This is a genomic window from Modestobacter italicus (assembly GCF_019799965.1).
GTDB lineage: Bacteria > Actinomycetota > Actinomycetes > Mycobacteriales > Geodermatophilaceae > Modestobacter > Modestobacter italicus_A.
Window position 1 is genome coordinate 222,023 of the sequence record NZ_JABGCJ010000005.1, and the last position, 11,904, is coordinate 233,926.

Consider the following 11,904-nt stretch of genomic DNA (forward strand, 5'->3'; position numbering starts at 1 on the left):
ATGGGCAGACTGACCGACGTGTCACGGTCCGTGCTGGTCATCGAGGACGACCCCCGCATCCGCCGCATCGTCCAGCTGACCCTGGAGCGCGAGGGCCTGCAGGTCACCGAGGCCGAGAGCGGGGAGGCCGGGCTGGCTCGGCTCGCCGAGCAGGACTTCGACGTGATCCTGCTGGACCTGATGCTGCCCGGGCAGGACGGCTTCGAGGTGTGCCGGGCGATCCGGCGGACCTCCAACACCCCGGTGATCATGGTGACCGCCCGATCGGACAGCCACGACGTGGTCGCCGGGCTGGAGGCCGGGGCCGACGACTACGTCTCCAAGCCGTTCGTCCCCAAGGAGCTGTCCGCGCGGATCCGCGCGCTGGCCCGGCGCACCCGGGTGCCCGAGCCGCGCCGCGAGGTGCTCGTCGGCGACCTGGTGCTGACCCCCGCCGACGGCACGGTCACCCGGGACGGCGACCTGCTGGACCTGACCCGGACCGAGTTCAAGCTGCTGTGCGAGCTCGCCGCCGAGCCCGGCCGGGTGCTCTCCCGCGAGGAGCTGCTCGAGCGGGTGTGGGGCTACGACTACTTCGGCGACTCCCGGCTGGTGGACGTGCACGTCCGGCGGCTGCGCAAGAAGGTCGAGCGGGACCCGAGCTCCCCGGCCGTCGTGCTGACGGTGCGCGGGATGGGCTACCGCGTGCCTGCGTGAGCACGACTGCCGGACCAGCGCCCGCTCGGCGGCGACGGTCCCCGCTGGGGCGGGCCCCGGCGCCCCGCACCCTCCGCGGCCGCGCCACGCTGGCCTTCACCGCCATCACCCTGGTGCTGTCGACCGCGCTGGCGCTGACGGTGTGGGGGGCGGTGTCGCAGTACCTGCTGCTGCAGCGGGAACGCGCGACCCTGGCGCAGGCGAGTGCGAACGCCGCGCAGCTGCAGCGCGGGGCGTCCGCGGCAGGGCTGACCCTCCCCCAGCTGCTGGCCCAGCTGCCCCGGCAGACCGGGTCGACCTCGCTGTACGTCGACAGCGGTGAGTGGACGACGACGTCCCTGCTGGTGGGGCGGGACGACCTGCCGCGTGGTCTGCGGGACACCGTCGTCGAGGGCACCCCGGCCCGGCAGCGGATCACCGTGCAGGGCCAGACGGTGCTGGCCGTCGGCATCCCGCTGGCCGGGCTGGACGACGCCTACTTCGAGGTCTTCCCCCTGGACGAGCTGGACCGCACCTACCGGGTGCTGGGCACCGTGCTGCTGCTCGCGGTGCTGGCCTCGGTCCCGGTCGCGCTGGTCGTCGGCTGGTGGAGCACCCGTCCGACCCTGCGCCCGCTGGAGCGGATCTCCACGGTGGCCGGGGCGATCGCCGGCGGCGACCTGGGCGCCCGCCTCGATCCGCAGGGCGACCCGTCGCTGGCCCCGCTGGCGGCCTCGTTCAACCAGACCGCCGCCGCGCTGGAGGACCGGGTGCGCAGCGACGCCCGCTTCGCCGCAGACGTCAGCCACGAGCTGCGGACGCCGTTGACGGCGATGCTGGGCGCGATGTCGCTGGTCGAGGAGCACGTCGACCGGCTGCCCCCCGACGGGCAGGAGGGGCTGGCGCTGCTGCGGGCCGAGGTGCAGGGGTTCGAGCGGCTGGTCGCGGACCTGCTGGAGATCTCCCGGTCCGACGCCGGCAGCACCGACGTGGCGCTGGAGGACGTCCGGGTGGCCGACCTGCTGGGTGCGGTGCTCGCCCGGCGCGCGCTGGCCGGCCGGCCACCGGTGCCGGTCGACGCCCCCTCCGACGCCGGGCAGCTGGTCGTCCGGGCGGACAAGCGCCGGCTGGAACGGGTCCTGGGCAACCTGATGGACAACGCGGACACCCACGGCCAGGGGCTGCGCGCCGTCGTCCTGGAGCGGGCCGCGGACGGGCGGACCGTCCGGCTGTCGGTCGACGACGCCGGCCCGGGGGTGCCGGTCGAGGAGCGGGGCCGGGTGTTCGAGCGCTTCGCCCGGGGCGCGGGCAGCACCCGGACCCAGACCCCCGGCGCGGGGCTGGGGCTGGCGCTGGTCGCCCGGCACGTGCTGGCCATGCACGGCACCGTCACGGTCGGCGACAGCCCGCACGGCGGTGCCCGGTTCACCGTCGACCTGCCGCTGGGCGGCACCCCGTGAGGCGGCCGCTGGTCCTCCTGGTCGCGCTGGTGCTGCTGCTGGCCGGCTGCGGGGTCGGCACGCAGGACAGCCCGGAGCGGCTGACCCTGACCGAGGCGCCGACGGCGCGGCCCAGCAGCCCGGGCCCGGGGACGGTCGAGCTGGAGGTGTTCTTCGTCCGCGGCACCCGGCTGGAGCCGGTGAGCCGCTCGGCGCCGAGCCTGGACGCCGAGACCCTGCTCGAGGTGCTGGTCGCCGGGCCGACGCGCACCGAGGTGCTCGCCGGCCTGCGCACCGCGATCGCCCCGCAGACCCCGACCGTGCCCACCGGCCTGGCCGAGCGCCGGCTGGAGGTCGACCTGCCCCGCGAGCTCACCGACGTCACCGGCGGCAACCAGCTGCTGACGGTGGCCCAGCTGGTCTGGACCCTCACCACGCTGCCCACCGTCGACGAGGTGCGCTTCACCTCCGGCGGCGTCCCGGTGGAGGTGCCCACCGACGCCGGCCTCACCGGTGCGCCGGTGGACCGCGACGACTACCGCTCGGTGGCCCCGGCCGCGAGCAGCTCCCCCGCCGCACCGACGGGCTGACCCCGGCTGCCACCGGACCGTCATGCAGGGCCGGGCCGAGATGACGGTTCGCAGACGACCGCGGCGTCCGCACCGCGCCGTGGCCCCACGGCACCGACCCTGAGGGGCCAGGACTCCCCCACCGACCCGTCAGGAGCCGCCCGCCGTGCGCACCCCGCCCCTGCGCCCCGGGTCGCGGGCGCGATGAGGCGCTGGTGGGTCCGGGCGCTGCTCGGCCTGACGGCCGCGGTCGCGCTGCTGCTGGGCTGGGGGCTGCTGGTCGAACCGCGGCTGGTGCTCGACCGGGAGCGCCTCGAGGTCTCCCTGCCCCGGCTCAGCGGGGAGTGGACCGGAACGGAGCTCGCCGTCCTCTCCGACCTGCAGGTGGGCGCGCGGTGGGCGAACACCGGCATGGTGGAGCGCGCCGTCGCCACCGTGGTCGACGCCCGGCCCGACGCCGTCCTGGTGGCCGGTGACCTCGTCCACGACGCCGGCCCCGCCGCCGGCCGGCGGGCGGACGAGGTCCTCGACCTGCTGGCTCCGCTGGTGGAGGCCCGGCTGCCGACCTACGCGGTGCTGGGCGACCGCGACCACGCCGCCGGCGCGGTCGACGAGCTGACCCGTGCCCTGGGTGCGGTGGGGATCGCGGTGCTCCGCGACGAGGCCCGCCGGCTGGCCCCGCCGACCGGGGAGTCGCCGGTGGCCGACCTGTACGTGGTGGGCCTGGGAGCCGAGCGGGCGGCGCCCGACGCCGCCTTCGCCGGGGTCCCGGACGACGCGGCGCGGGTGGTGCTGATGCACGACCCGACCGCGTTCGCCGCGCTGCCGGCCGACAGCGCGCCGCTGGCCGTGGCCGGGCACACCCACTGCGGTCAGGTCGCCGTCCCCGGGATGCCGCGCTGGACCCGCCCCGGCCTCAGCGCCGAGGAGGAGGTGGTGGCCGGCGGCTGGGCACCCGCGGAGCACGGTGCCGCCGGCAACCAGCTGTTCGTCACCTGCGGCGTGGGCCTCGGCCGCGCCCCGGTCCGGCTGTTCGCCCCACCGCAGGTGGTGTTCGTCGAGCTGAGCCCGGCGTCCACGGGCTGATCCGGCCGACCATGACGACCCGGTGACAACACCGCCCGATCGCGGATGACCCGGGGCGCGCCGGGCAGCCACCCGGGAGCGGGCGGCACCAGCCGCCGGCGCACACCGACCGGGAGGAACACCTGATGACCGTCGCCGCCGACATGCTGAGGACCTACCCGAAGGACCTGGGGGGCATCGACCGGGAGGCCCTGGTCGCGTGCATCGAGGCCTGTGTCGAGTGCGCGCAGGCCTGCACCGCCTGCGCTGACGCCTGCCTCAGCGAGGACATGGTTGCCGAGCTGACCACCTGCATCCGCACCAACACCGACTGCGCCGACGTCTGCGACACCACCGGGCGGGTGCTGTCCCGGCACACCGGCTACGACGCCAACCTGACCCGGGCGGTGCTGGAGGCCTGCGCCGCGGCCTGCAAGGCGTGCGGGGACGAGTGCGGCTCCCACGCCGAGATGCACGAGCACTGCCGGGTCTGCGCCGAGGCGTGCCGACGCTGCGAGCAGGCCTGCCGCACGCTGCTCAGCTCGCTGGGCTGATCACGACTCCGCCGGCGGGGTCCGGAGGGAGGGTCAGGAGCGTGCCGCCCAGCGGTGGCCGCAGGCGCGGCAGCGCATCCGGGCCCACCAGCTCCGGTCCTCCGCCGCGGGGGTGGCGTCCACCAGGTCACGGGAGGCGCAGCCCGGGCAGTGCAGCAGCAGCGCGAGGGCCCCGCTGCGCGCCGTGACCGGCCGGAGGCTGCCCACACGCACGCTGCCGGCACGGGCTCTGCCCTCGTGTGAGGTGGCACGGACGGCGACCGGGGGCAGCACGCTGGTCACGGCCGGCTCACGCGTCCGCGAACGACGGCGCGACGGCGCTCGGCTGGGGGACGCCGGCGGCCGTTGCGGCCGCTGCGGCGGCCGCCGCCGTCGGGGGCGCGACCTCCCACACCTCGGCGGTGTGGGGACGACCCAGCGCCTCGCGGTGGGCGTACAGCTGCTCGCGCGGCGGCAGCGGGTGGCCCACCGGGCAGCGCAGCGTGCCCACCTCGCCGACGTGCACCGGGCTGCGCCGACCGGGGACGACACACCGCCCGGCCCGCTCGATCAGCCGGGTGTCGCACTCCGGGCAGTGGAGGTTGTGCACTGACAGGATCCAGACGGAGACCATGCGCACACCCTGCGTGACGCAATGGCGACGGATCCAGGGCCGGTCGGCGGTTTCCGCCGACCTTCACACGATCGCAAAGCTCACCCGCGCCATCCGGCCGGGTCCTCGTCGGCCGGATCGCGCGGCTCGACCCCGGCCACCCCGTCCAACGCGGACCAGTCGCCGATCTTGCTGCGCGGGACGACGCTGAGCGTCCCGTCGCTCTCCAGCACCACCGCCGCCACCTCCCGCAGGTCACCGGAGCCCGTGGCCCGTACCGCCTGTCGCACCTCGTCCAGCGCCACCCGCTGCCGGGTCAGCGCCTCGGGGATGGGCTGCCCGTCGCGCCAGAGCAGCGTCGGCCGCGAGGTGACCACCCCGCGCGCCGCCGGCCGGTGCACGGTCACCCAGGCGACCAGCGCCTGCAGCGCGGCCAGCAGCACCAGGGCGGCCACGCCCTCGGCCCACGAGACGTCGGAGTTGAGCAGGATGGTGGCCAGGGTCGAGCCCAGGGCCACGGTGACGATGAGGTCGAAGGCGTTGAGCTTGGCCAGCGTCCGTTTGCCGGACAGCCGCAGCACGACCACCACGCTCACGTAGGCGGCCGCACCGACCGCCAGCACCCGGGCCACGTCCGACCACGAGTCCCACCACATGTCGCCTCCTCCGTCTGCAACCGGCTGTCCCGCGGTGCCGCTCCGGGGGCACCCTCCGGTCACCCGCCCCGATGCAGCCTGCGGGCACCGTCGCCGGCCCGCGAGCCGACGGCGGGCACGGTCCCCCGCCGTGTGAAGGGTCCGTGACTCTTCGGCGCGCTGCTTGTCGCGGAACCGGATCGGCTGCCATGGTCGGGCGACGGCGTACCTCGGTGGCGGGCTGCTCCGGCGAGCGTGCGCCGCCGCCCGACCCGCCGTCCACCCACGGATCGCACCGACAGACCGGAGGACGACATGCCCCCCACGCGATCACCGCGCACCCCCATCGGCCGCACGCTGACCGAGGTGGTGGACGGCCACACCGGTCGGGTCCAGGTCAGCGGCCACCTGACCCCGGCGGGCGCCGACCTGCTCCGGGGCACCGTCGAGGGCCTGCGCCGGCAGGGCCACTCCACCGTGGTGCTCGACCTGGCCGACGTGCAGGCCGCCGACGACGTCGGTCTGCACGTCCTCTCCAGCCTGCGCAGCTCGATGGCCGACTCCGGCGACCAGCTGCTGGTCCGCAACGCCCCGGCGGGGTCCGCGACCGGCGCCTGAGCCGGCACCGACGACGGCCGGACCCCCACGCGGGGTCCGGCCGTCGTCGTGTCCCCCGCCGGTCAGGGAGGCGGTGGCCAGCTCCCGGCGAGGGCGAGGTCCACCAGGTGCCGCCACCCGCGGGTCTCGTCCTCGCCGACGTCGGTGGTCTCCCCCGCGATCGCCGCCACCTTCGCCACGTAGTGCCGCAGCGGCTCGTCCACCCCGCGGCCGCGGGCCCGCCAGGCGACCTCGCGCAGCAGCCCGGCGATCCGGCGCAGCACGGCCGGCTGCCCCTCGGCGAACTGCAGCGGCTCCTCCAGCACCAGCTGCAGCAGTGCGGGCAGCCCCCAGGCGGGGACGACCACCCGCACCGACCCCTCGTCGTCCCGTACCAGCCGGAGGTCGGAGGGCCGGGTCGCCAGCACACCGAGCAGGGCCGAGGCGTGCGAGAGCGCGTGCACCGCGGTCGTCGGGTCGTTGATCCCGGGCGAGAGCGCCCGGACGGCGATGTCGATGACCTTGCGCAACGCGTAGGCGACGTCCCGGTCGGGCGAGCGCTCGAAGTGCAGCTGCAGCACCTCCTCGAGCACCTCCTCCAGCCGCACGGTGTCGACGGGAGCGCCGGGCACGTCGGGCCAGGCGTGCGCCACCGGCGTGCCCTCGACCACGGAGTCCCCGATCCGCACCGCCAGCCGCAGCTGCGCCCCGGCGTCCCGGACGGCACGGACGGCGGCTGCCTCGGCGATGCCGACCACGAAGCCGCTGGAGCGGGCCACCAGCACGACCGGCGGACCGGGTGGCGGACCCGGGTCGTGGTCCGGTCCGTCGTCCCGCTGGTCGTCCTCGGGGGCGCCCAGCTCCCGGTGGATCGTCCGGGTGCCCTCGGAGTGGACGTCGCGCAGCATCGTCTCCACCCGCAGCACCCGGGAGAGGTGTTCCAGGAACACCACCAGGGCCAGCACGCTGCCCAGGGTCAGCACGTAGGCGACGGTGATCGACAACCGGGGCACGAACGCGGTCTCGTCCTCGGTGGCGCTCTCGGTGCGCACCGTGCGCAGCACGGTGAGGGCGTAGACGAAGGTCAGCATCAGCTGCGCCAGCGTCAGCTGGACCACCCGGTCGGTGGCGAAGGTCTGCAACAGCCGCGGGCTGTACTGGCTGCTGCTCAGCTGCAGGGCGATGACGGTCAGGGAGAAGGTCAGGCCGGTGACCGAGATGAGCGAGCCCGCGATAGCCGCCAGCAGGTCCCGGGCGGCCGAGGCGCCGCCGCCGAAGGCGAAGGTGAGCGGATGACCGTTGGGCTCGTCGAGCCAGCCGTCGATCGCCGGGACCAGGACGCCCAGGCCGATGGCCAGCAGCACCCCCAGCACCGGGATCGGCCACAGCGAACTGCCGATCTTGCCGAGCACGGTGCTCAGCGGTCCGCCACGCCGGTCGTCGGTCACACCTGAGTCTCCCCCGGCGCCGGCCGACCGGCCGGACGTCACCCGCCGGGCTGGTCCTCCACCTGCATGACCCGCCACAGGCCGGTCCGGTGCAGCAGGTCCTCGGTGCGCCGGTTCACCCCGCGCAGGACGACGGCGCCGCCGCGCGCCCGGCAGGTCCGGTGCGCCCACAGGAAGCTGGCCACCGCGGTGCTGGACAGCTGGCGCACGCCGGTCAGGTCCACCACCAGCCGGCGGGCCCCGGACAGCAGTGCGTCGTGCAGCAGCCAGCGCAGGTCGGCCAGCCCGTCGGCCAGCAGGTCGTCGCTGAGCACGAGCACCACCTGCCCCTCACGGCCGGGACGCGCCGGGACGACCGGCACCGGGTGGTGGGTGGCGGCAACGGTCATCGGTGACGCTCCCCTCGCTCGTGAGTGGTCCTGCGGTCTGACCCGAGGGTCACCGCCGCACCTTGCGATCCGGCGCACCGTTGCTTTGCGATCGTGTGACGGCTGTGCTGCCGACGCGGGGAGCCGCCGCCGCCGGTGGCAGCATGTCCCGCGTGTCGCCGCGCCTGCTCCTCGTCGAGGACGACGACCACATCCGGATGCCGCTGCGCTGGGCCCTGGAGGACGAGGGCTACCAGGTGGCCGAGGCGGCCAGCGGCGAGGACGCCTGCCGGCAGGTCGACGAGGCTCCGCCGGACCTGATGCTGGTCGACCTGATGCTCGGCGCGATGGACGGGTTCCAGGTGATCCGCCAGGTCCGCCGCCAGCACGACCTGCCGATCGTGGTGGTCAGTGCCCGGGCGGACACCCACGACATCGTGGCCGCGCTGGAGGCCGGTGCCGACGACTACGTGACCAAGCCCTTCCAGGTCAAGGAGATCACCGCGCGACTGCGGGCGTTGCGCCGCCGGGCCCGCGGTTCCGGTACCCCGGCGGACGGCGGCACGGGCGAGCGTGGCAGCGAGCTGGTGCTCGACCCGGACCCGGTCGCTCCTCTGGTGCTGCGCCCCGAGCGCGGGACGGTGCACCGCGGCGAGGAGCAGTTGCCGCTCACGCTCACCGAGTTCCGGCTGCTGTGCGAGCTGGCGGCCTCGGCGGGCCGGGTGATGAGCCGGCAGGCGCTGCTGGAACGGGTGTGGGAGCACGGCTTCTTCGGTGACGAGCGACTGGTCGACGTGCACGTGCGCCGGCTGCGCACCAAGGTCGAACGCGACCCCAGCGCACCCAGCCTGGTGGTCACCGTCCGCGGTCTGGGGTACCGGCTGGATCCTCAGTGAGGCTCGCGCTCGGGCCCCGGGGGCTGCGGGCGCGGATCGTGCTCGCCTTCGCCGTCGGGGCGCTGCTGGTCTCCGCCGTGCTGGTGACCACCACCTTCCTGCTCGCCCGCAGCTACCTGCTGGACCAGCGCGAGACCGCGCTGACCCGGCAGGCGTTCGCCGACGCCAACGTGCTGGCCAGTCGGCTGTCCACCGCCGGCGCCGAGGTGGGTGACGAGCTGGTCGACCTGGTGCCCTCCGGCGGCGCCGACGTCGTGGTCAACAGCGACGGCGCCTGGTACTCCTCCCGGCTGGACGTCGGTGCGCGGGACGTGCCCGAGTCGCTGCAGGAGCTGGTCGCCGACGGATCGGCCGGCACCGCCCGGATCCGCACCGCGGCCGGGCCGCACCTCGTGGTCGGCGTCCCGATCGCCGCCGCCGGCGTGCAGTTCTACGAGGTCGCCCCACTGGTGGAGCTGCAGGCGGCGCTGCGCACGCTCACCGCCGTGCTGGGCGCCGGGGCGCTGGTGGCCACCGCCGCCGGGGCGCTGTTCGGTGGTTGGGCCAGCCGGCGGGTCGTGCAGCCGCTGGAGCAGGTGGCCGGTGCCGCGACCCGGATCGCCGGCGGCGAATTGGACATCCGGCTGCCCCCCACCGAGGACCCCGACCTGCTGGCCATCGTGGCGAGCTTCAACAGCATGGTCGACGCGCTGGCCTCCCGGATCGACCGGGACGCCCGGTTCGTCGGCGACGTCAGCCACGAGCTGCGCAGCCCGCTCACCAGCCTGGTCACCAGCGTCGAGGTGCTCGGTGCCCGGCGGGAGGAGCTGTCGGACCGCGGCCAGCAGGCGCTGACCCTGATCGAGGGCGAGCTGGGCCGCTTCCGCCGGATGCTCGACGACCTGCTGGAGCTCGCCCGGGTGGACGGCGCCCCGACGCAGGTGTCCGCGGAGCCGGTGTCCCTGGCAGTGCTGGTGCGGGAGGTGGTCTCCCGCCGCGGGCTGCCTGCCGACGTGCTGCACACCGGCTCGGACGAGGAGACGACGGTGCGGGGTGACAAGACGCGGCTGGAGCGCGCGGTGACGAACCTGCTGGACAACGCCGACCGCCACGCCGGCGGCCCGGCCGGCATCCGGGTGGAGCGACGCGACGGCTCGGTGGTCCTGCTGGTGGACGACGCCGGGCCGGGGGTGCCGCAGGCCGAGCGGGAGCGGGTGTTCGAGCGGTTCGTCCGCGGACCGCGGGCGGCCCGCCGGTCGCTGCCGGGCGCGGGGCTCGGGCTGGCCATCGTCGAGGAGACCGCCACCGGGCACGGTGGTGCGGCCTGGGTGGCCGACAGCCCCGCCGGCGGCGCGCGCTTCACCTTGTCGCTGCCGGCGGCGGTGGACGCGTGACCGGCACTGGACGCCGGGCCGGCACCCGAGGCCGGGGCGGTGCGGCCACGGTCCTGACGCTGGCGCTGGCGCTGGCGGGGTGCGGCGTGCCCACGGGCGGGTCGCCGGCCACCATCGCCGCCTCCGATGTGCCCTACGACCTGGCCTCGCCGAGCGCGCCGACCTCGGGGCCGCCGGCGACCCCTGCGGGGGTCGAGCAGCCGGAGGTCTACCTGGTCACCGAGGACGGAGCACTGGTTCCGCGCGGACGGACGGTGCCCGCCGGGCAGCTCCGGGACCGGCTGACCGACCTGCTGGAGGACCTCTCCGGTGGCCCGACGCCGACCGAGCTCACCGAGCGGCTGTCCACCGCGCTGCGCCCGGACACCACGCTCTCGGTGACCGCCCTCAGCGACTCCACGGCCACGATCGACATCGGTGGCAACGCGGAGGCCCCGTCCGGCCGGGAGAGCCGGCGGACGGTGGGCCAGATCGTGCTCACCGCCACCAGCCTGCCCGGCATCGAGTCGGTGCAGCTGACCCGCGCCGGGGAGCCGGTCGACGCGCCGCTCGCCTCCGGTGAGCTGACGTCCCGGCCGGTGACCGCGCAGGACTACCTGCCGCTGCTCACCCCGGAGGCCACGTCGGCCACCCCGGAGGCCGTCCCCCTGGACGCGGAGCCCACCCCCACCTCCTGACCGGTCGCGCCGCGCGGGTGCGCCCGACCCGGCAGCTCGGCGGATGACGAGACCGTGACGATCCGCGCCACGCGACCCGTCCGCGCCCCCGCGCTGCCAGCATGGTCCGTGGTCGCCGGGCGCCGTCGACGCCGCCTGGCGACCACCCGACGGGGTTCCGCCCCGCGCGGCCGGGTAGCCCACCGGCATGCGTGAGATCGACCCCAAGGACCCCGACACCCTCTACGCCGAGGGGCCGGTCGCTGCCGAGCCTCCGGACGACGACCTGCCCGAGACGTCGCCGATGCGGGACTCCGGTGGGACCGGCCCGGGGCCGGACGACCTGGACCGACTGCTCTGACGGCAGGAGCAGCCGAACGGGGGGCGACCGCGCCGCCGGGTTGCCCGCGCTCCGGGTGGGCCCGGCCCGGCCGGTGACCGGCCCCGTGCGCACCGAGCAGGACGGACCACACCCCTGGGAGGCCCCCGATGAGCTCTGCACCCGACCGATCGGCAGCCCACCGCTCGGCGCCCGACCGCACCGAGCGCGACCGCTCCGACGGCGACCGCGCCGAGGGCGACCGCTCCGAGCTCGACCGCTCTGTGCGCGCCGGCCTGCGGCGGAGCATCGCCGACGGGCGCTGGCCGCTGTTCGCCCTGGAGCTGGTCGTGCTGGCGGTGGTCTTCGGCTGGCTGTTCCTCACCGTCGCCGCCACCGGGGGCAACCTGCCCTGGTGAGGTGAGCCCCGCCGCGGGGCCGGCCGGAGTGACTCCCGGCCGGCTCGTTCGGTCGACGGGCCGCCGCCGCGTCAGCCCGGCTGGCCGACCAGGATCATGAAGCCGAACGCCACCACGATCATCAGCACGAACACCGACACGATCAGCACCCGGGCGCGGTTCTTGGGCAGCCGCCCCGAGTCGCTGGGACGATCGGGCCCGTCCGGTGCCTGCGTCATCTTTCCTCCTGGTGGGTCGGGGACCACGCCGGTCAGCGGTGGTGTGCGGCCGCCGGTCCACGCGTCGGTGGACGGTCGTCC

General features: G+C 75.8%; 17 protein-coding genes. 11 read left to right on the top strand and 6 right to left on the bottom strand.

All coding sequences use genetic code 11. The features are described from left to right. The first annotated feature begins 18 nt into the window (after nt 1-18). The 5 genes from HLA93_RS14110 to HLA93_RS14130 all read left to right on the top strand — a co-directional run bounded on the left by HLA93_RS14110 (nt 19) and on the right by HLA93_RS14130 (nt 4,302). Complete coding sequence (locus HLA93_RS14110) at nt 19-696, top strand: response regulator transcription factor (protein ID WP_308128132.1); 678 nt, start codon at nt 19-21, stop codon at nt 694-696. Next, nucleotides 693-2,135, top strand: a complete 1,443-nt coding sequence (locus HLA93_RS22070; protein WP_222195025.1) for a HAMP domain-containing sensor histidine kinase — start codon at nt 693-695, stop codon at nt 2,133-2,135. The genes HLA93_RS14110 and HLA93_RS22070 overlap by 4 nt, the downstream gene beginning before the upstream one ends. Next, nucleotides 2,132-2,704: a GerMN domain-containing protein gene (locus HLA93_RS22075; protein WP_222195026.1), complete on the top strand. Its 573-nt coding sequence runs from the start codon at nt 2,132-2,134 to the stop codon at nt 2,702-2,704. The genes HLA93_RS22070 and HLA93_RS22075 overlap by 4 nt, the downstream gene beginning before the upstream one ends. 183 nt (nt 2,705-2,887) lie before the next feature. Further along, a complete protein-coding gene (locus HLA93_RS14125; RefSeq protein ID WP_222195027.1) occupies nt 2,888-3,769 on the top strand; it encodes a metallophosphoesterase in 882 nt (293 codons plus the stop codon). A 125-nt stretch (nt 3,770-3,894) separates the two neighbouring features. Further along, the gene (locus tag HLA93_RS14130) at nt 3,895-4,302 is read left to right on the top strand and encodes a four-helix bundle copper-binding protein (RefSeq protein ID WP_222195028.1); all 408 of its coding nucleotides are present in this window, start codon (nt 3,895-3,897) and stop codon (nt 4,300-4,302) included. A gap of 33 nt (nt 4,303-4,335) precedes the next feature. Here HLA93_RS14130 and HLA93_RS14135 read toward each other — a convergent pair whose 3' ends face one another. From HLA93_RS14135 to HLA93_RS14145, 3 genes are all read right to left on the bottom strand, one after another. Continuing rightward, a complete protein-coding gene (locus HLA93_RS14135; RefSeq protein WP_222195029.1) occupies nt 4,336-4,509 on the bottom strand; it encodes a hypothetical protein in 174 nt (57 codons plus the stop codon). An 82-nt stretch (nt 4,510-4,591) separates the two neighbouring features. Next, a complete protein-coding gene (locus tag HLA93_RS14140) occupies nt 4,592-4,915 on the bottom strand; it encodes a hypothetical protein (RefSeq protein WP_222195030.1) in 324 nt (107 codons plus the stop codon). A gap of 80 nt (nt 4,916-4,995) precedes the next feature. Beyond that, complete coding sequence (locus HLA93_RS14145) at nt 4,996-5,550, bottom strand: DUF421 domain-containing protein (RefSeq protein ID WP_222195031.1); 555 nt, start codon at nt 5,548-5,550, stop codon at nt 4,996-4,998. Nucleotides 5,551-5,844: 294 nt separating this feature from the next. Here HLA93_RS14145 and HLA93_RS14150 point away from each other — a divergent pair, with 294 nt between their 5' ends. Continuing rightward, a complete protein-coding gene (locus tag HLA93_RS14150; RefSeq protein WP_222195032.1) occupies nt 5,845-6,147 on the top strand; it encodes an STAS domain-containing protein in 303 nt (100 codons plus the stop codon). Nucleotides 6,148-6,209: 62 nt separating this feature from the next. Here HLA93_RS14150 and HLA93_RS14155 read toward each other — a convergent pair whose 3' ends face one another. Together HLA93_RS14155 and HLA93_RS14160 are read right to left on the bottom strand one after the other, a co-directional pair. Beyond that, a complete protein-coding gene (locus HLA93_RS14155; protein WP_222195033.1) occupies nt 6,210-7,574 on the bottom strand; it encodes a DUF2254 domain-containing protein in 1,365 nt (454 codons plus the stop codon). Between the two features lie 38 nt (nt 7,575-7,612). Further along, nucleotides 7,613-7,963 (bottom strand): STAS domain-containing protein, encoded by a 351-nt coding sequence (locus HLA93_RS14160; RefSeq protein ID WP_222195034.1) that lies wholly within the window; start codon nt 7,961-7,963, stop codon nt 7,613-7,615. A 143-nt stretch (nt 7,964-8,106) separates the two neighbouring features. Here HLA93_RS14160 and HLA93_RS14165 point away from each other — a divergent pair, with 143 nt between their 5' ends. The 5 genes from HLA93_RS14165 (at nt 8,107) to HLA93_RS14185 (ending at nt 11,605) form a co-directional block, all read left to right on the top strand. Continuing rightward, nucleotides 8,107-8,838, top strand: coding sequence for a response regulator transcription factor (locus HLA93_RS14165; RefSeq protein ID WP_222195035.1), 732 nt, complete (start codon nt 8,107-8,109; stop codon nt 8,836-8,838). Next, on the top strand, nt 8,835-10,211 hold the full coding sequence (locus HLA93_RS14170) for a sensor histidine kinase (RefSeq protein ID WP_222195036.1): 1,377 nt from the start codon (nt 8,835-8,837) through the stop codon (nt 10,209-10,211). The genes HLA93_RS14165 and HLA93_RS14170 overlap by 4 nt, the downstream gene beginning before the upstream one ends. After that, nucleotides 10,208-10,888 (top strand): GerMN domain-containing protein, encoded by a 681-nt coding sequence (locus HLA93_RS14175; RefSeq protein ID WP_222195037.1) that lies wholly within the window; start codon nt 10,208-10,210, stop codon nt 10,886-10,888. Before HLA93_RS14170 ends, HLA93_RS14175 begins: the two co-directional genes overlap by 4 nt. 187 nt (nt 10,889-11,075) lie before the next feature. Next, nucleotides 11,076-11,228, top strand: a complete 153-nt coding sequence (locus tag HLA93_RS14180) for a hypothetical protein (protein WP_222195038.1) — start codon at nt 11,076-11,078, stop codon at nt 11,226-11,228. Between the two features lie 128 nt (nt 11,229-11,356). Next, a complete protein-coding gene (locus tag HLA93_RS14185; protein WP_222195039.1) occupies nt 11,357-11,605 on the top strand; it encodes a hypothetical protein in 249 nt (82 codons plus the stop codon). A 71-nt stretch (nt 11,606-11,676) separates the two neighbouring features. Here the strand turns inward: HLA93_RS14185 and HLA93_RS14190 are convergent, their stop codons facing one another. Further along, on the bottom strand, nt 11,677-11,823 hold the full coding sequence (locus HLA93_RS14190) for a hypothetical protein (RefSeq protein ID WP_222195040.1): 147 nt from the start codon (nt 11,821-11,823) through the stop codon (nt 11,677-11,679). Nucleotides 11,824-11,904: the final 81 nt, after the last annotated feature.

Bases quoted from the DNA above. Each gene is read 5' to 3' on its own strand.
- HLA93_RS14180 (WP_222195038.1), top strand. From the start codon at position 11,076: ATGCGTGAGATCGACCCCAAGGACCCCGACACCCTCTACGCCGAGGGG.
- HLA93_RS14125 (WP_222195027.1), top strand. From the start codon at position 2,888: ATGAGGCGCTGGTGGGTCCGGGCGCTGCTCGGCCTGACGGCCGCGGTC.
- HLA93_RS14160 (WP_222195034.1), bottom strand. From the start codon at position 7,963: ATGACCGTTGCCGCCACCCACCACCCGGTGCCGGTCGTCCCGGCGCGT.
- HLA93_RS14190 (WP_222195040.1), bottom strand. From the start codon at position 11,823: ATGACGCAGGCACCGGACGGGCCCGATCGTCCCAGCGACTCGGGGCGG.
- HLA93_RS14165 (WP_222195035.1), top strand. From the start codon at position 8,107: ATGTCCCGCGTGTCGCCGCGCCTGCTCCTCGTCGAGGACGACGACCAC.
- HLA93_RS14185 (WP_222195039.1), top strand. From the start codon at position 11,357: ATGAGCTCTGCACCCGACCGATCGGCAGCCCACCGCTCGGCGCCCGAC.
- HLA93_RS14150 (WP_222195032.1), top strand. From the start codon at position 5,845: ATGCCCCCCACGCGATCACCGCGCACCCCCATCGGCCGCACGCTGACC.
- HLA93_RS14145 (WP_222195031.1), bottom strand. From the start codon at position 5,550: ATGTGGTGGGACTCGTGGTCGGACGTGGCCCGGGTGCTGGCGGTCGGT.
- HLA93_RS14130 (WP_222195028.1), top strand. From the start codon at position 3,895: ATGACCGTCGCCGCCGACATGCTGAGGACCTACCCGAAGGACCTGGGG.
- HLA93_RS14140 (WP_222195030.1), bottom strand. From the start codon at position 4,915: ATGGTCTCCGTCTGGATCCTGTCAGTGCACAACCTCCACTGCCCGGAG.